The organism is Sorangium sp. So ce590 (assembly GCF_051521365.1).
Lineage (GTDB): Bacteria > Myxococcota_A > Polyangia > Polyangiales > Polyangiaceae > Sorangium.
In genome coordinates this window covers 2,717,226-2,734,210 of sequence record NZ_CP150346.1, presented here as the reverse complement: position 1 = coordinate 2,734,210, position 16,985 = coordinate 2,717,226, and the positions used below count along the sequence as shown (strand labels likewise).

The window sequence follows — 16,985 nt, the reverse complement described above, 5'->3', positions numbered from 1 at the left end:
ACGCTCGGACACTCGTGCGCTCAATACCCGAGAGGCTTTCGCCATGAATGGATTTCCCAAGAAGATTCGTTGGTCTCGCTTCCTGGATCGGCAGTGCGGCCGTGGCATCATCGTCCCCATCGATCACGGGCTCACGATGGGACCGGTGGAAGGGCTGAACAGCACTGCGCAGGTGGCGCGCTGGATAGGGCACCCCGGGATCACCGGCATCATCGCCCACAAGGGCATGGTGGAGCGGCTCGCGAACTACGGGCTGCTCGGGGGCGCGGGCATCATGATCCACCTCAACGGCATGACGTCGCTCGCTCCGAATCCAAACACCAAGGAGCGGCTGACGTCCGTGGAGGCCGCGCTGCGCCTCGGCGCGGACGCGGTCTCGCTGCAGCTCAACTTCGACGGGACCAATGACGCCCACAACCTGAGCCAGCTGGGGGCGGTCGTGGACGAGGCCCAGCGCTACGGGGTACCTGTGCTCACCATGCTCTACGACAAGGTCCCGCCCGAGGGAGACCAGCCGCGACTGACGCGGATGCGCCACCTGATGCGCGCGTGCGTGGAGCTCGGGACGGACGCCCTCAAGCTTGAGGCGCCCACCCAGATCTCGTATCTGAGCCAGCTGCTCGCGGGCGTCGTGGAGCACACCGCCGTGTTCATCGCGGGCGGGGCGGTGCGCTCCGAGGACGAGGTGCTCCAGCTGGCGCAGGAGGTGGTGGCCCGCGGCGCGACCGGGCTGTGCGTCGGGCGCAACATCTTCCAGCGCGAGTCGGCGTCCGCCGTCCTGACCCAGCTGCAGAGGGTGGTCCTCGGCGCCAGCGAGACGCCGGTGTCCGAGGCCCCCAGGTCGTCCGCGCGCGCCGGCGCCAACGGCTCCGGCGCTCAAGGCAAGCCGCCGCACGCCGCAGGGGGGGCAGCGAAGTGAGCCCATCGTCCGATCGGCTTCCGAGCAGCGGCGTCCATCCCCCGCTGCTCGTCAAGAAGTTCGGAGGGAGCTCGGTGGCGAGCATCGAGCGCATGCGCAACGTCGCGCGCATCTCGCTCGAGAGCCAGCGCGCGGGCAACGACGTGGTGGTGGTGGTCAGCGCCATGGGCGGGGAGACAGACCGCCTCTTGTCGCTGGCGCAAGGGGTCCTCCCGCTCCCGGACGGCCGGGAGCTCGACGTCCTCGTCTCGACGGGAGAGCAAGTGTCGGTCGCGTTGACCGCCCTCGCCATCCACGCCGAGGGGGGACAGGCCTGCTCGTTCCTGGGGCATCAGCTGCCCGTGCTCACGGACAGCGCCTTCACCAAGGCGCGAATCCAGGAGGTGAACGACGGCCCGATCCGGAGGGCGCTCACGCGCAGGCAGATCGCGGTGGTGGCCGGGTTCCAGGGCGTCGACGCCTCCCGGAACATCACCACGCTGGGCCGCGGCGGCTCCGACACCACGGCGGTGGCCCTGGCGGCGGCGCTCGGCGCGTACGTCTGCGAGATCTACACCGACGTGGACGGCATCTACACGGCCGACCCCCGCGTCTGCCCGGCCGGCCGGAAGCTCCGGTCCATTCCTTATGAAGAGATGCTCGAGCTCGCGTCCCTCGGCGCGAAGGTCCTGCATGTGCGCAGCGTGGAGATAGCCATGAAGTACCAGGTTCCAGTGCATTTACGCAGCTCGTTCACGGAGGAAGAAGGGACGTGGGTCGTCGATCGCGAGCGCGCGATCGAGGGCAAGGCGCTGATGGGCCTGGCCTGCGCTCCGGATCAGGTGCGGGTCGAGCTCGTCGGCGTGGCGTGCCGCCCGGACCTGATCGCGGAGGTGACAGGCATCCTGGCAGAGCTGAACGTCTGCGTGGACATGCTCTGCCACCCCGCTGGCGTCCCCGAGGAGCCACGCGTGGACGTCGCCTTCACGCTCCCCGCGGTGGAGCTGCGCCGCGCCCGGAGATGCCTGGAGCAGTTCGTCGCGAGCGCGAGGCAAGGCGAGATGCGGGTGTCGGACAGCCTGGCCAAGGTGTCGCTGGTGGGCATCGGCATCCGTTCGCATCCGGGGATCGCCGCCCACCTGTGCCGCAGCCTGGTCCAGCACGGCATCGCCGTGTCGGGCCTGACCGTGAACGAGCTGAGGATCAGCTGCCTCGTGGACGCGCGCGCGGCGGACCAGGCCATCAACGTCCTGCATGAGGCGTTCGGGCTCGCGCCGACGAAGGAGCTTCCCAAGGCGCTCGACCCGGTGGCGACCCAGCCGCCCTCCTCCGCCGCGAGCAGGTCCCGTCGGGGCGCGGCGCGCGGACTCAACGGCAAGCAGGCCGGCACCGATACGCCAGACCAGTAAGCGAGACCGAGCTCGCGTCCGGCACGCCCCGCGCGCCGATGAGAGCGCGTCGCCCCCACCTCATCCGGCACACCGACGAGCTGCTGTTACCCGGCCATGGCCGGATCATCGGTGCGCGTCGTACCCGGGGAACTTCGCCGAGGAGACGACTCCCATGAAATGCGAGAGGATCATCATTGCGCTGGTCGCGGCGAGCGCCGCGTCACCGATCGTGCTTCATGCCGTGTGGCGGCCGCTCGGCACCGCGGCCGGGGCCTTCGCGGCCGTGCCGGCGCCGCTCCTGACGCTGATCGCGGTCCTGATCCCGCTGGCCTGCGCGATCGTGCTCGCGGCCTTCGCAGGCCACCCGGCCGGCGCGAGGGCGACGCAGGGAGCAGCGATGCTCTTCGCCGGCGCTGCGGCGGTCGCGGTGGGCGCACCTCGCGGCGCCCTGCTGCCGCTTGTGCCCCCGTTCGCCGCGGTCCTCGCGATCTCCGGCCTCGGCCTGCCCTGGGTCGCGCGCCGCCTGCCCGCCTCGCTCGACGGCGTCGCCCGGAGGCGCAGGGTCGCCGCTGGGCTGTGGGCGGTGCTCGGCCTCGTCGTGGTGCTCCAGACCGCCCGGTTGAGCATCTTCATGGCCGACCCATCGATCACGGGCGCCTCGCTGCTGCCAAAGAGCGCGTTCTTCGTGCGTCACGCCTGCCTCGGCGCCTACATCAATGCGGCCGAGCTCAGCCGCCATGGCGTCGCGAACGTGTACGAGGAGCCGCGCGCATCGAGCGGCCCTGCCGCCTCGCAGCTGCCGCCGGCCATCGATGTCGGGCCGTTCATGCTCGAAGCCTACCAGTACCCGCCGCCCTTCCTGCTCTTGCCGCGCTTCGCGCTCCTCTTCACGCGGGACTTCTTCATCCTTCGCACCGCCTGGTTCGCCGTCCAGGCAGGGCTGCTCGCCTTCGCGCTCCTCCGTCTGGCCCGCTGGATCGGCGGAGAAGAAGGCACAATCGCGGCGCTGCTCTCGCCGCTCGCGTGGATCTCGCTCCCGAGCTCCCTGGGGCTCCAGCTTGGCAACTTCCAGATCACCGCGATCGCCCTGTCCATCCTGGCCATGATCGCCTTCGAGGCTCGCCGTCCGGAAATCGGGGGAGCGCTGCTCGCGTTCAGCGTCCTCTCGAAGCTCTGGCCCGGCCTGCTCGTGATCTACCTGCTCGCGCAGCGGCGCTGGCGCGACGCCGCCTGGGTCCTCGGCTCCGCGCTCGTCCTGGTCCTCGCCTCCCTCGCCGTCCTCGGACCAGGCCCATTCGCCGCGTTCATGAGCTACCAGGTGCCGCGCCTCTCCAGCGGCGAGGCGTTCGGGTTCATGAGCCGGTCGGTGGCAGCCCTGGTGGGGAACTACTCGGTCTTCGGGATACCCTTCAAGCTGAGGGCGCTCGGCGTGCCCGGGATGTCACCTTCAATATCCTCGTCGCTCTCCTGGCTTTACACGCTCGTCGCGCTCGGCCTCGCCGTGATCGCTGCTCGCCGGATCGACGATCGTAGGCTGAAGGCGTGCGCGTGGCTCGCGCTGCTGAGCCTCGGCGCGCTGCGCGCCCCGTTCGCGCCCGGCTACGTGCTCGTCTCGACGCAGTGGCTCATGACGCTGCTCGCGGCCGAGGCGCGCAGCCGCCGCGCCGTGGTCGCGCTCGTCGCGAGCTGGCTCGCGATCTCGACCATGATCCCCCCGACCGAACCGCGCGTGACGCTCCCCCTCACCATGGTGGCTCAGGCCGCGGGCTTCGCGCTTCTCTCCTGGAGCGTGCTGCGAAAGCGCCGGCCGGTCACGGCGCCGCGCCCCGCCGATGCGCGGAAGCCAGCGCTGGAACCTGCGTCATGAAGCGCGCGCTCGGACCGCCAGGGCCCCGAGACGCCCAGGAGCGAAGGAGGTCTCCTGGGCGGCCTCTCCGCCCTTTGCGGCCGCTCTCCTCGAACGGATCGGCGCGCTAGCGAGCCTCGATGAAGGCGGCGCCGGGGAACTCGCGCACGTACTTGAAGTACGCGGCGAGGTGCCGGTCAGCCGCCACCAGCACGCCCTGTCGGAAGCGGAGGGAGGTGAGGACCCTGTCGTCCTCCTCCAGCAGCCTCGCGGTGTACGCGGCGATCGTGTCCAGCTTCCGCTCGAGGGCGGCGCGCTCCTCCTCGGACCGCGGGTGCGTGTCGCGGAGGCCGACCACCGAGAAGATCATGGTCTCGCCGGGCCGGAGCGGCGTGCCGCTGAACAGCGTGCCCGTCTCGTGGCCGCTGTCGTCGCGGTAGAGCGAGAACGTATTCGCGCCCATGATGAGGCCATGCCGCTTCTTGTGCTGCTCGGTGATGGTGTACTCGATGCTGTACTCCTTGATCTCGATCCTGTCAGGCTCCGTGATCGCGATGCCGTGGAGCGCGCGGAGGTGCTGAAAGTCGAGCCCGTTGGACACCGGCAGCCACGGCTCGTAGGGGACCACGCCGTTCATCCGGGTCCGATAGACCATCTCGGACTCGTTCATCCTGGGGATGTACGGCAGCTCGAACAGCGGCTCCTCGCCGGTGAACGCCCAGACGAGCCCCCACGCCTCGGCGCTCGGATACGTGAAGATCCTCGCCCCGGGCGGGATCTTCCCTTCGCCGGGGATCCGGACGCATGTTCCTGTCGTATCGAAGCTCCAGTGGTGGAACGCGCACCGGACCTGCCCGTCGCAGAGATCACCGACGGACAGATCGGCGCCCAGGTGCGGGCAGTATGCGCTCTGGACCACGGGCTTGCCCGAAGGGTCGCGGTAAAGGACGACGCGGCCCCCGAGGAAGTCCCTCCCGATCGGCGCTCCGATGCCGAGCTCGCTCGACATCGCCAGCGGATACCAGCCTTGATGATAGACGTGCCCCTCGCCGCGGACACGATCTCGCTTGTTCAGGTTCGCGCGGATGATGGTCATGCGTCCTCCTCCCTTGCAGGTGCAGGATTGCTCGCGGTCGCCGGCGCCCCCCCGCCGACGCCGGCAGCCGGAGCTCTCTAGCCTCCTCGATTACATACCGAGCGCTCTAGCTTCCTCGATTACATGAAAATCGCGCCGAGCAGCGACGCCATCGTAATAACTGGCAGACACCCTGCTCGCAACACATTCATGACAGATTTCAGCGAGGCACGATTGACCTCGCAGAGCGCTTACCGCGCGGGCAGATCGGCGTATTGCTCATCCACGCCGGCGCGACGCGCGCTGGGACGGATGCTGGCCGGCGCAGCGCCATGTCGGCGACGTACAGGCGTACCACGCCGCAAAGAGGAGCATCTTGCAAATCTTCATCGCATTGCTAAACAGGCGTGTCGATATAGCGTGAAACATCCGTGGGAGCTGATCGCCTGAGGCCGCTCAGCTGACCTCTCTGCGGCACGGTGTCCTCCGGGACGCCGCCCCTCGCGAACCGGCCATCATGCGCTGGCACCGGGAGGTTGCCTCCGGCGCAGCGTGGCGCCGCCGATCTCGGTGCGGGCGAGTTTGCTCATAAGAGGCGATGCTATGGCATACGACAGCGCGTATCAGAGCTCGAGGTGTATCGTGCGGCTCGCTGCATTTGGGCTGGGGGCGCTCGCTCCCCACGCTGATCCTCACCGGCACCGCGGACGAGCTGGTGCCCCCCCGAGGGACCGAGGCGGGTCTTCGCGAACGCTCCGCCGCCCGTCACCCTGGTGGAGCTCATCGGCGGGACGCACAGCGGGTTCATGAAAGGAGGTGCCGTTCGTGAACAACACGGATACCATGGAATGCGAGCGGCTTCTGAGCGCCGATCCCCGGGCAGGCAACGAGGCCCTCGAGGAGGGTATCACGCGAGGCGTCGGACCAGGCGCGTTCGACCTCGCGGGGTGCCCGGAGCTCTGCGGCGAGCGTCTCACCCAGACCATGGGCGCGACACGGCAGCTCACGCTGACCCGCGCGGCGACCCTGGCACACTTCGAGGCGCGGCTGAGGGGGCGAGAGGACGCGGAGCGCTTCCTGACCCACGAGATCGACGAGGAGAACCCGGACGTGCGCGTCGAGACCAAGCGCTGAACCACCAGGCGCCGCCACCAGAGCGCCGACCTGCACGCGTCCTGGGCTCGCGCCTGGTCACCGATCCCCCGAACGAGCGCAACTCCACGGCTTCGATGCACGAGAGATCACGTCTTCGAGAAAGGATACGGTGTATGGCTTCCTCCAGAAACCGAATTGTCCTGATGTTGCTCGCCGTCGGGCTGCTCATCGGTGGTCCTTCCTGGATTCCGGTCACGCCCCCCCCACGTCCGGTCGGCCCGCTGGAGCTCGTTCAGCCTTTCCTCATCACCTACGATCGGCATGAGCACCACGTGGTCGTCTTCCTCGCCGATCACCCCGACTATAGCGGCATCGAGGCGATGATCACCCTGCGCCGGGGCCAGCCGCCGCTGCTCCGGGCGATCATCAAGCTGCACGACGGCTCCCAGATCGATCATTTCAACGACGCGGAGCTCGCCCGCGGCTGGGCTGGGATCTTCACTGGCCGGCAGACGGTAGTTCGCCCCATCCATTTCGAGGTCCGGAAGGTCCACGGGCTCCCGAGGCTGCGGCTGCGCCTCACCTCCTACCGCGGCGAGGACATCGACCTCTATTTCGAGGCGGCCGCACCGCCGAGCCCCGAGCTCGGCGGGTTCATCAATCCTGGTGGCAGCTCGCAGAGCGCCTCCCTGCCCCTCATGTGGGCCAACGCGAGCTCTGCTCCCAGCGATGCGACGGTGTTGACCATCGACGAGGTGCCCTTCGCGCCCGGCGGCCCGGCGCCGGGGGTCCCGGGGGGCTTCTATACGAGAGACTTCCACATCGGCGTCTTCCGCGCCGGGCACCAGGCGCTCGAGCTGCTCAGCGCCCCGAGCCGCCTCGAAGCAGGGGAATACTGGGTGTACCAGGATCAGCTCGGGAATTCGCACCTCTACGAGATCCTCACCGTGGAAGGCGATGAGCTCACGATCCGCAAGACCACCACATCGCCCGCCTTGACCGAGGAGGTCGTGACGGCCGAGCGGGTGGGAGAGCGGCTCGAGCTCCGCTCGGTCCGGGCCACGGGTCGGCGGGGTTATGAAGGTTCGGCGCATCCCCCGCCCCCCGCGGGCCTCACGCTCGACCTGTCGACCCCAGGCCGATTCTCCGTATCTCTCGGCGAGCACGCCGACCTCGTGACGGGCACGGCCTCTCGAGAGGAGCACGCCCCCACGGAGGGTTGGACGCTCGAGCCCGTCGAGCCGTCCTGGGCTACAAGCCGCCAGGTGACCGCGGCGGTGACCCGACGCGGGGACGCCGATCTCGTCGACAACGAGATCGGCGAGCCCTGATCCGCTCGACGCGTCGACGCTGCCCGGCCGCCCTCATGACGGGGAGCGGCCGCGCTCACCGCGCCCTGCCGTACGGCGATCGCCACGGTCTCTTGGGCAAGCACGACTTCACAGAAGAAGCCCCGAGAACTCGTGCGCTGAGAAAGAAGCTCGACATATGCATGTCTACAGAAACCGTTTTGCCCTGCTGTTACTCCTCCTCGGCCTGCTCCTCGGCGTGCCGGCCTGGATTCCCGTCGTGCGACCCTCATGTCCATCCAGCCTGCCGGACTTCGTCCAGCCGTTCCTCATCACGTTCGATCGGCACGAGGTCCAGGTGATCGCCTTCACCCCGGACCACCCCGCCTACGAGGCCATCGAGGAGTTCGTGACCCGGCGCCTCGGCCGGCCGCCGCTGCTCAGGGCCATCATCACGCTGCGCGACGGCTTCCACGTCGATCACTACAATGACCCCGAGATCGCGCGCGATCGCGCGGCGATCTTCACGGGTCGCGAGACGGTGTACCGGCCGATCGACTTCGAGGAAGGCCAGGTCGACGGCTTCCCGGCGGCCAGGCTGCGGTTCACGTCCTTCCGCGGCGAAGACATCGACGTTTACCTGGAGTCGAGCACCTGGCCAGTGCCGGAGTTCGGCGGGTTCATCGATCCGCTCGGCCACTCGCAAGGCGACGCCTTACCCGTCCTGTGGGCCGATACCAGCGCGGCGGTGAGCGCCGCGAGCTCGGTGACCATCGACGGAGAGCCTGTCGCGCTTGGTGCCCCGGCGCCGGGCGTTCCGGGCGGGATCTTCTCCTTGGGCTTCCGGATCGGCGTCGTCTATGAGGGACGCCTGGAGCTCACGCAGATCCGCTCTCCGCGCCGCCTCGCGGAGGGCGAGCACTGGCTGTATCATGACCACCTCGGGAACAGGCATCTCTACAGGATCCTCGGCGTCGAGGGGAACCAGCTCACGATCCGCAAGACCACCACCTCGCCCGCGTTGACGGAGGAGATCATCGAGGCAGAGGTCGTGAGAGGACGGATCGAGCTCCGCTCGGTCCGGGCCACCGGCCGCACCGGCTTCGATCGACGCGATCCTCCCCCGCCGCCGCCCGCCGGTCTCACGCTGGACCTGTCCGCTCCCGGCAGGTTCTCGCTGTCTCTCGATGAGAACCCCGACCTCATCACGGGTACGGCTTCTCAAGAGCGGGACGCCGCCACCTCGGTGTGGACCCTTCAACCCATCGAGCCGTCCTGGGCGAGGAGCCGGCAGGTGACCGCCACCGTGACCCGGGACGGGGACGTCTTTTTCATCCAGGGCGAGGTCGACGAGCCCTGAGACGCCCTCCCCTGTACCGTCGCGGCCCGAGCGGTGGACAGACGCCATTGCTACAGAACGGCGTGTCTGCCGCAAGCAAACCACGTCTTCCCACGCTGACACATTGATCTGTCGCAGCGCACATTGCAGCTGCCCCGCAAGGCACACACAGTACAAGACCGGGCGAGCCCACGATCGGGGACGTGCCCGACCAGCCCGCGGACCGCGAGCCCACGATCGGGGACGTGCCCGACCAGCCCGCGGACCTCTCGTTCGTGATGCAACAGGTGCAGAGCGCGCGGCCGGGCCGGCTCAGCGCGCCACGGCAGGACGCCTGCGCGCGGACAGCCGGAGCACGAGCAGGACCCCGGCGGCGTTGATGCAGGCGGCGACGAGGAACGGCACGCCGGGAATGTGGAGATCGGCCGTGGCAGAGGAGAAGCGCGCGAGCAGGCCCGTGCCGAGCAGCGGACCGGCGACGGCGGTCAGGCTCACCAGGCTGCCCAGCGAGCCCTGAAGCTCGCCCTGCCCGGAGGGGCCCACCTCCCTGGAGATGAGGGCCTGCGTGGCCGGCGCCGCCATGCCCCCGAGCGCGCTGAGCAAGATGAGCGCGTACATGGCCAGCCCGCTGTCGGCCAGGCCGAAGCCCACGCAGCTCACCGCGGCGGCCGCGAGCCCGAGCACCACGCAGCGACGCTCGCCGAGGCGCGGCATCAGGAGGCGGACCAGCCCTCCTTGCACGAGGGCCATGCCGACGCCCGCCACCGCGAGCGATACGCCGATATCGAACGGCCGCCAGCCGAAGCGCGCCTCCGTGAACAGCGCCCACACGCCCTGCACGACCTGCTGCGCCAGGTAGCTGCACACCAGCGTGCCCGTGAGGCCGAGGACGACGGGAGACCGCCCGAGGCTCGCGAGCGACGCGAGCGGGTTGGCGCGACGCAGGGAGAAGGGACGGCGGCGCTCGCGCGGGAGCGACTCGGGGAGCACGAGAGCTCCGTAGGCAAAATTGAGCAGGTTGAGCCCGGCCGCGACGGCGAACGGCAGGCGCAGGTGCACGTTGCCGAGGAGCCCGCCGAGCGCCGGTCCGATGATGAAGCCGAGCCCGAACGCGGCGCCGATGAGGCCGAAGCCCTGCGCGCGCCGCTCGGGCGGCGTGACGTCGGCCATGTACGCGCTCGCCGCCGAGAAGCTCGCGCCGGTGATCCCCGCGACGACCCGCCCGAGGTAGAGCCAGCCGAGCCCCGGCGCGACCGCGAGGAGCGCGTAGTTGAGCGCGGCGCCGAGCAGAGAGCTCAAGATCACGACGCGCCGCCCGAAGCGGTCGCTCAGCCCGCCGAGGACAGGCGCGAAGAGGAACTGCATCGCCGAATACACGGCGACGAAGGCGCCGTAATACCGCGACGCGGCGCCGAGATCGCTCCCGAAGAAGCCGCTCACGAGCTTCGGCAGCACCGGGAGCATCACGCCGACGCCCAGCGTGTCGAGCAGGAGGGTGACCAGGATGAAAGCGACGCTGGCGTTGCGGTCTCGGCTCATGGGGTGTGCTCGCGGCGACGCCGAGGACCGCGTCCTCGGCCTTGTCTCGAAGGGAAAGAAGAACGTCGGCCCCGGAGAGAGCCCGCCAGGGCGCCGGGAGCGTCCAGGAGCTCACCGTCGCTCTCCCGGCGTCCCCGCCCGGACGCGCCTCGCCGTCCGCCGAGCCGCGGCGAGGCGCCGGTCACCGGGCCAGACAGGAGATCTGGGCGGCAGCGCTAGAAGCCGGTCGGATACCTGAAGGTGCCGTGCATGAAGCCGTTCGGGCACGTGTCGGTGCGCAGATCGATGTAGTGCTCCCCCGGCTCATACATGACCTGTTGTGCCAGCGCTTTCAGGCTCATGGTGGCGGCCTCCGTCATGCTGTATCCGAAGCCTTGCCGCCCGTCGCCTGCGGCGTCGGCGATGAAGGTCCCCGGCACCTCCCCGACCGCCGGCCCGTCCGTGGCCTCGGACAGCGAGCCGACGAGCATCGGCGGCTCGCTGGTCTCGCCAGGTGCCCCCCTGCGGATGTCCCCCTTCGTGAACAGGAGCCTCATGTTCGGCAACACGTGGAGATCGCTGAGGGTGACCAGGGCGGCGAAGTTACGTCTTTGGGTGTCCGTGATGAACCGGAAGGTGGTTTTGCCCGTGGGCGGCGTCGCCCCCGGCCAGGTGGCCAGACATTCGTCAGGCATCGTGAGATCCGCCTCGAGCTGTCTCGTCCGGCGCAAGGCGCCGTCCGCCGTGTCGATGAGCTCCTCTCCTTCTTCCAGCTGCTCCGGTTGCTCCGCGGCACACCCGCACATCGCCGCGGTGATGCCGATGCCGGCCAGCGCGACGAGCATGCTGAAACGAACGCTGCTTCTGCTATCACTCATGATGTCCTCCTGAACGGCCGGAGCCGGCGCCGACGAGAGGCGATCTGCCCCGGCTCGACCTCTCTCCCGCTATCAACCTGGCTCTAAGGAGCACAGCCCGGACACGGGCGCGAGGCCGCGGGCAGACCACCGGCGATGACCGGAAGCCAGGCCCAGGGCTCGCTCCCCGCGACGACGCCGCCGCGGACTCCGCGTGAGCTGCGCTCAGCGCCCCTCTTGTCATCCCCGCGTCTGAGCCCGTGCGGCTCGACACCGTGGCCATTGCCCAAGCGAAGGCAGATGAAGGTCTACCCGCGTGACACACGAAGTCAAGACGACGAGCAGGATGACTCGGCACCTACGGCCGGAGCGGATGTGTCGTCCGGGAGCTCGCGGCTCGGCGACTCCACGGCTCGACGGCTCGGCGGCTCGGCGGCTCGGCGGCTCGGCGCGCCCTCAGGCCATCATGCGCGTCGCGACGAGCCGTCCATGAGCTCTTCGCCAAGCATGGATAGATATCACGGGACGACGTCGATCCACCCGGACACGCGCACGGCGTCGCCCGACGCCGGGTCCAGGTGGACGAGGCTCGCTCCGAGGACGCCGGTCCGCCGGTTCCGGGCGAAGGTCACGGGCTGGGCCGGGCCTGCGTCGAAGTCGCGCAGCCGCTCGAGCGCCGCGATCAACCCCTCCCGCGTGGCGTGGGCGCCGGTGCGCTTCAGCGCCTCGATCAGGATCCGCGCCGCCACATAGGCGCTCGCCTGTGCCCCGAGCGGCCCCGGCGCCACGCCGGCCCGGCGCAGGAAGGCCCGCAGCGCCTCGCCCGACGCCCGCGCTCGCTCGCCGAGCGGGCCGGAGTACAGGAACAGAGCGCGGCCGGCGAGGAGGCGCGGGAGGGCCCCGGCGCGGTCGGCGAGCGAGCCCAGCGAGGCGTAGATCGGCGCGGCGGAGCCGGCGGCGTCCAGCGCCGCCCGAGCGCTCGCGAGGTCCGCGCCGGAGCCCCAGAAGAGGATCGCCCGCGCCCCGTGCGCCTGCGCTGCGCCGGCGACGTCGCGCGGCGAGAGGCGGCCGGGCTCGAAGGACAGCACCGGCGGCGCAGGAAGGCCGCGGCTGGAGGCCTCGGCGCGGGCCCCCGACGCCCATGCCTCGCCGGCGCGGTCGCGGGTGTGCACGATCAGGGCGGCGGCCGCCGTGCTCGATGAAGCGTCGGCGGAGTGCTTGATCGCCACGCGGGCCAGCACGTCAGGCCCCGGCAGAACCTGGAACACCACGCCGCCGTCGCGCGCCGCGCCGGCGCCCGAGGCGTTCCACGCTGGGCCAGGGGCTCCGCCGCCCAACCCGGGTCCGCCGCCCAACCCGGGTCCGCCCGCCATCGGCCCCACGAGAGGCGCCCGCTCCTCCTCCAACCGCGCCTTCAGCGCCGGATCCCCGCTCCAGACGCTCCCCACCAGCGCCAGCACGCCCCGGTCCAGCAGGCGCGCCGTCGCCCCGACCTCGCCCGCCGGCCCAGCGCTGTCCTCCACACGGAGCGCGAGCCGCCGCCGGTAGATCCCGCCCTGCGCGTTCACCTCGGCGAACACCGCCGAGAGCACGTCGCGCACGGCGGCGCCCACCGCCGCGTCCGGCCCCGTCAGCGGCAACGCCGCGCCCAGCGCCACCGAGTCCGCCGTGACGCCGGCGTCCAGATCACGCCCGATGCAGCCAATATAATCAATAAGATCCGACACATCCGCGTCCGCCAGCCGGAACCGCGGCATCGCCGGATTCAGCTGCCGGTCCGCGGGCCCACGCCCCTCGCGGATCGCGGCCGCGAGCGCCCGCGCGGTGGTGGCGTCCCGCTCGCGACCGGACGCAACGAGCCGCTCGGGCGTGAGCGGCGGCGCCGCGATGCCCCCCTCGTCCGTCCCCTGCCCGCTCGGACCATGGCAGCCGGCGCAGGCGGCCTCGCGGCCCGACAGCGTAACGGTCCCGTCGGCGATCGCCCCCTCGATGACGCGGCCGTCCGCGGTCGCGCCTCGCTGGTAGATGCGCTTGCCGCGCAGGGCGGACGGCGTGAGCTCGGCGCACGACGCCTCTTCTTCGCCACGCGCGCGGGGCGCGGGCGCGGGATCGCCGCTGCCGAGCGCCCGCAGCGCGAGCACGCAGAGCCCGATCGCGGACGCCGAGGCCAGCACGGCGAACCGCAGCCGCGGCTCACCCATCGTCCGCGCTGCCCGCCGCCGGCCCTCGCGGAAGGAAGGCCCGCACCTCCTCGGCCAGGCGCCGCGGCGGCGCAATGCCGTCGACGCGCGTCCAGCGCCCCTCCGCCTCGCGGCCGATGAGCGAGATCGGCGTGTGCCGCTCCTTGATCGGTGCGCGCCCCCCGAGCGCACCCAGCACCCGATTCACGCGCTCGCGGCTGCCCGTCAGGAAGACCCAGCCCCGCCGCCGGCCGAACCTCTCCGCGTAGTCCTTCAGCCGCTCCGGCGTGTCCATCGCCGGATCCAGCGAGATGGAGACGAGCCGCACGTCCCGCTCCAGCGCGTCGCCGAGCTCGTCCTGGAGCCGGCCGAAGATGGCGGTCATCGGCGAGCAGATCGTGGTGCAGGTGGTGAAGATGAAGTTGATCACGAGCACGCGATCCTTCGAGAGCTCCCGGAGGCGGACGGGCGCGCCGTCCTGATCGACGAGCTCCTCGTCTGGCACCACGACGCCCTGCGCCGGCGCCGAACGCACCGCCGCCGCGCCGTCCACGGCCGGGAGCGGCGGCGCCGCGGAGGCCTCCCCGGCGCGCTCCTCCCCGGCGGTCTCGCCCCGACGGCCGCACGAGGCGACCGCGAGCGCGCCGGCGAGGAGCAGGGCCTTCGACGCATGCAGCGAAAGAGAGCGCATGTCGACCTCACTCCGGATCGTTGATGTGCTGGGCGAGGTGCGCGAGCACCTCCGGCCGTTCGGTGGCGAACGTCTTCAGCCACATGCCGGTCGACGTGTCGCCGAGGAGCAGCGTCATCGTGTGCTCGTCCGGTCTCCGCACCTGGCCGCCGAGGCGCCGCAGCACCGCGGCGACGTTCGCGGGGGTGCCGGTCAGGAAATACCAGTCTTCGCCCACATTGAACTTCGCCGCATACTGCTTCAGCACGGCCGGCGTGTCGTTCTCCGGGTCGACCGTGATCGTCAGGATCGTCACCCGCTCTCCGCGGGCCCGGAGCAGCGCCTGCACACGCGCGAGGTTCGCCGTCATCGTGGGGCAGGCCCCCTTGCACGAGGAGAAGGCAAAGTTGATGAGCACCTTCCGGCGCCGCAGCAATCCCTCGTAGAAGCGGTGCGCGCGGCCGTGCTGATCGACGAGCTCGATGTTGGAGAAGTACTTCTCCGCGGCGGCGTCGCCCTCCCTGGACACGCCCCCGACCCTCATCCGCGCGGGGCGAGGCGCCTTGTCCTCCGCGGGCGCGGCGCGAGGTGCCTTGTCCTCCGCGGGCGCGGCGCGAGGCGCCTTGTCCTCCGCGGGCGCGAGGCGCGCGAGCGAGAGCGCGAGGGCGCCCGCGGCGAGGGCCGCGCCCGGCCTCATCGCGCACCTTCCTCGGGAGCGCCGCCGCCCGCGCCGCGCGCGGACACGCGCAGCGGGACGAAGGGGAGCGCGCCGAAGGCCACGCCGCGCTGCGGGGCGGCGGCGAGGAAGCGGTACTGGCCCGGCGCGGGCGGGGTGAACGCGACCGAGAAGATGCCGTCTCCCTCCGGCCGCGGCGCGCCGCTCCAGCGATACCCAGCTGGGAACCGAACGATCATGATCTCCATCTCCTTCACGTCGAGAGCAGCGGCCGTATCCTTCGCGGTCGCCCTGAAGCGGAGCGTCGCCGGCTCGCCCGCCGCGAGCTGCAGGCCGGGCTCGAAGAGCGGCGAGAGGGCGATGCCCGGCGCTGGCCCCTCACCGCAGTCTCCCTGGCCGGCGTAGCCCCCGCCCTCGGCGCAGCGCGCGGGCGCCACCGTGGCCTCGAGGCACACCGCCGCGCGGGGTCGGTCGAGGAGGAGCTCGACGTCGTAAAGCCCCTCCGCGCCGAGACGCACCGTCGTCGCGTACACGCCCTGCCGCACCTCCTTGAGCGATCGATCCTCGACGAGGATCGAGCTCGGCTCGCGACCGTAGGTCGAGAGGGTGCCGATCGGGGCCATCATGCCCTCCACGTAGAAGTAGAGGGCCTTGTCCGCCGGGTTCGCGATGAGGGCGCCGTTGCCCTCGGGAGTCGGGGCGATGGGCGCGGCGAGCCCGCTCGGCCCCGCCGCTGGACCTCGGCCCGCGGCGGCCGGCGCGTCCTGGCCGACCGCGACGTGGACGACCGGCGGGGCCGCGGGGCCGCCGAGGCCCGCCCGGTCGATGAGCGAGACCTTCCCCGCGCCGAGGTTGCGGACGTAGGCGAAGGCGTCGGTGAAGGTCACCGCGTCCGGCGCCGCGAACCCGGTGAGCGCATGCGCCACCGCGCCCGTCGAGGCGTCGAGGATGGCGACCTCGTCCGCGGCCGGGTTCAGCGCGAACGCGAAGCGCCCGCCCGGCTCGAACTGCAGCGCGCCGAGCCCCGGCTTCAGGGCGACGCGCCCGGCGACGGCGCGGCGCGCGGCGTCGAGGATCACGACCTCGCCGCGCGCGCTGTTCGCGACGTAGACCACCCCCGCCTCGTCGCTCGCCGCGATGGACACGGCCCCTTCGCCGACGGCGATCGCTCCGAGCGGCTCGAGCGCGGCGACGTCCACCACGGTCACCGCGTCTCCTCGCTGGCTCGTGATCCAGGCGGCGCGGCCGCCGCCGGTGAAGGCGATCTCGTGGTGGCCAGGGCCCACCTGCAGCGTCTTCATCACGTCGGTCGAGCGCGCGTCGATCACGCTCACGGTGCCGTCGCCGTCGTTGCCCACCCAGACCGTACGCCCGTCGGGCGCGACCGCGACGCGGCCCGGGTCTTGGCCGACAGGGACGTTCGACCGGACGAACCCCCGCCGCGTATCCACGACGGCGAGGCCCCGGCCGCCCCGGAGCGAGACATAGAGGCTCTCGCGGTCGGGGTGGAGGGCGAGCGCGACGCCGGGGGCCGCGAGGCTGACGATGCTCCGAAGCTTCGTCCTGCCGAGGGCGACCTGCGGGTTGATGACCGACAGGGTGCTGTCCTGGTTGAGCGTCCAGAGGAGGTAGGCGTTCATGTCCACCTCCGGGCGCACCGACAGGAGACCCCCCATGAAGCGCTTGATCCTCTCCCGACAGCCCGCCTCGTCCGGCGCCGCGCCCGCCGCGCTCGCGGCGGCCCCGCCGGGCAGGCCGTCGTCTCCCCCGGCGTCCCCCGCGCGCCTCGACATCCACCCGAGCGGCGAGAGGCCGCCCAGCGGCGCGCCGGTCTTCGCGTCGGTGATCGTGAACTCGGCCACCACGTCGGCGAACGCCGACGCCGCGGTCGACTCCGCGGCGGCGGCCGCGCTGCGGCCCCGCTCGATCGGGCGCAGGGCGAACGCGATGGAGAGCCCATCGCGCTCGACCCGGCTCGCCTGCAGAAAAGGCGCCTCCAGCTGCGCAGGCGCAGACGCAGGCGCTGCGCTCTCTCCCTGCGAGATCGCGAGGGACGCCCTTCGCCCGCAGCCGAGCGCCGGACAGACGCCGAGACAGGCCAGCGAGAGCCAGAGTCCGTGCGTGCGAGGGAAGGTCCGTCTCGTCATCGAT

General features: G+C 71.2%; 13 protein-coding genes. 6 read left to right on the top strand and 7 right to left on the bottom strand.

What is annotated here, in order from left to right; translation table 11 throughout:
• The first annotated feature begins 43 nt into the window (after positions 1-43).
• From WMF28_RS10435 to WMF28_RS10425, 3 genes are all read left to right on the top strand, one after another.
• The gene (locus WMF28_RS10435; RefSeq protein WP_437602015.1) at positions 44-919 is read left to right on the top strand and encodes a class I fructose-bisphosphate aldolase; all 876 of its coding nucleotides are present in this window, start codon (positions 44-46) and stop codon (positions 917-919) included.
• Positions 916-2,307, top strand: coding sequence for an aspartate kinase (locus WMF28_RS10430; RefSeq protein ID WP_437602014.1), 1,392 nt, complete (start codon positions 916-918; stop codon positions 2,305-2,307). The genes WMF28_RS10435 and WMF28_RS10430 overlap by 4 nt, the downstream gene beginning before the upstream one ends.
• A gap of 154 nt (positions 2,308-2,461) precedes the next feature.
• Positions 2,462-4,156 (top strand): glycosyltransferase family 87 protein, encoded by a 1,695-nt coding sequence (locus WMF28_RS10425; protein ID WP_437602013.1) that lies wholly within the window; start codon positions 2,462-2,464, stop codon positions 4,154-4,156.
• A gap of 106 nt (positions 4,157-4,262) precedes the next feature.
• Here the strand turns inward: WMF28_RS10425 and WMF28_RS10420 are convergent, their stop codons facing one another.
• Entirely contained in the window at positions 4,263-5,231 is a 969-nt protein-coding gene (locus WMF28_RS10420; protein WP_437602012.1) for a Rieske 2Fe-2S domain-containing protein, read from the bottom strand.
• An 804-nt stretch (positions 5,232-6,035) separates the two neighbouring features.
• On the opposite strand from WMF28_RS10420, the gene WMF28_RS10415 reads away from it, so the two are divergent.
• From WMF28_RS10415 to WMF28_RS10405, 3 genes are all read left to right on the top strand, one after another.
• The gene (locus WMF28_RS10415) at positions 6,036-6,344 is read left to right on the top strand and encodes a hypothetical protein (RefSeq protein WP_437602011.1); all 309 of its coding nucleotides are present in this window, start codon (positions 6,036-6,038) and stop codon (positions 6,342-6,344) included.
• A 134-nt stretch (positions 6,345-6,478) separates the two neighbouring features.
• Positions 6,479-7,636, top strand: coding sequence for a hypothetical protein (locus WMF28_RS10410; protein WP_437602010.1), 1,158 nt, complete (start codon positions 6,479-6,481; stop codon positions 7,634-7,636).
• Positions 7,637-7,793: 157 nt separating this feature from the next.
• Positions 7,794-8,954 (top strand): hypothetical protein, encoded by a 1,161-nt coding sequence (locus WMF28_RS10405; RefSeq protein ID WP_437602009.1) that lies wholly within the window; start codon positions 7,794-7,796, stop codon positions 8,952-8,954.
• Between the two features lie 291 nt (positions 8,955-9,245).
• On the opposite strand, the gene WMF28_RS10400 is transcribed toward WMF28_RS10405, so the two are convergent.
• From WMF28_RS10400 to WMF28_RS10375, 6 genes are all read right to left on the bottom strand, one after another.
• Positions 9,246-10,472: a TCR/Tet family MFS transporter gene (locus tag WMF28_RS10400; RefSeq protein WP_437602008.1), complete on the bottom strand. Its 1,227-nt coding sequence runs from the start codon at positions 10,470-10,472 to the stop codon at positions 9,246-9,248.
• A gap of 215 nt (positions 10,473-10,687) precedes the next feature.
• The gene (locus WMF28_RS10395) at positions 10,688-11,329 is read right to left on the bottom strand and encodes a hypothetical protein (RefSeq protein WP_437602007.1); all 642 of its coding nucleotides are present in this window, start codon (positions 11,327-11,329) and stop codon (positions 10,688-10,690) included.
• Between the two features lie 497 nt (positions 11,330-11,826).
• Complete coding sequence (locus WMF28_RS10390) at positions 11,827-13,509, bottom strand: cytochrome c/ABC transporter substrate-binding protein (protein ID WP_437602006.1); 1,683 nt, start codon at positions 13,507-13,509, stop codon at positions 11,827-11,829.
• The gene (locus WMF28_RS10385; protein WP_437602005.1) at positions 13,502-14,179 is read right to left on the bottom strand and encodes an SCO family protein; all 678 of its coding nucleotides are present in this window, start codon (positions 14,177-14,179) and stop codon (positions 13,502-13,504) included. Before WMF28_RS10385 ends, WMF28_RS10390 begins: the two co-directional genes overlap by 8 nt.
• 7 nt (positions 14,180-14,186) lie before the next feature.
• Positions 14,187-14,855, bottom strand: a complete 669-nt coding sequence (locus tag WMF28_RS10380) for an SCO family protein (protein ID WP_437602004.1) — start codon at positions 14,853-14,855, stop codon at positions 14,187-14,189.
• Positions 14,852-16,981 carry a YncE family protein gene (locus WMF28_RS10375; protein ID WP_437602003.1) on the bottom strand — a complete coding sequence of 710 codons (2,130 nt, stop codon included), beginning with the start codon at positions 16,979-16,981 and terminating at the stop codon, positions 14,852-14,854. The genes WMF28_RS10380 and WMF28_RS10375 overlap by 4 nt, the downstream gene beginning before the upstream one ends.
• Positions 16,982-16,985: the final 4 nt, after the last annotated feature.

What these genes read in the sequence shown, in the direction of transcription:
- WMF28_RS10435 (WP_437602015.1), top strand. Translation starts at nt 44, where the DNA reads ATGAATGGATTTCCCAAGAAGATTCGTTGGTCTCGCTTCCTGGATCGG.
- WMF28_RS10375 (WP_437602003.1), bottom strand. Translation starts at nt 16,981, where the DNA reads ATGACGAGACGGACCTTCCCTCGCACGCACGGACTCTGGCTCTCGCTG.
- WMF28_RS10405 (WP_437602009.1), top strand. Translation starts at nt 7,794, where the DNA reads ATGCATGTCTACAGAAACCGTTTTGCCCTGCTGTTACTCCTCCTCGGC.
- WMF28_RS10400 (WP_437602008.1), bottom strand. Translation starts at nt 10,472, where the DNA reads ATGAGCCGAGACCGCAACGCCAGCGTCGCTTTCATCCTGGTCACCCTC.
- WMF28_RS10410 (WP_437602010.1), top strand. Translation starts at nt 6,479, where the DNA reads ATGGCTTCCTCCAGAAACCGAATTGTCCTGATGTTGCTCGCCGTCGGG.
- WMF28_RS10395 (WP_437602007.1), bottom strand. Translation starts at nt 11,329, where the DNA reads ATGAGTGATAGCAGAAGCAGCGTTCGTTTCAGCATGCTCGTCGCGCTG.
- WMF28_RS10420 (WP_437602012.1), bottom strand. Translation starts at nt 5,231, where the DNA reads ATGACCATCATCCGCGCGAACCTGAACAAGCGAGATCGTGTCCGCGGC.
- WMF28_RS10380 (WP_437602004.1), bottom strand. Translation starts at nt 14,855, where the DNA reads ATGAGGCCGGGCGCGGCCCTCGCCGCGGGCGCCCTCGCGCTCTCGCTC.
- WMF28_RS10385 (WP_437602005.1), bottom strand. Translation starts at nt 14,179, where the DNA reads ATGCGCTCTCTTTCGCTGCATGCGTCGAAGGCCCTGCTCCTCGCCGGC.
- WMF28_RS10425 (WP_437602013.1), top strand. Translation starts at nt 2,462, where the DNA reads ATGAAATGCGAGAGGATCATCATTGCGCTGGTCGCGGCGAGCGCCGCG.
- WMF28_RS10390 (WP_437602006.1), bottom strand. Translation starts at nt 13,509, where the DNA reads ATGGGTGAGCCGCGGCTGCGGTTCGCCGTGCTGGCCTCGGCGTCCGCG.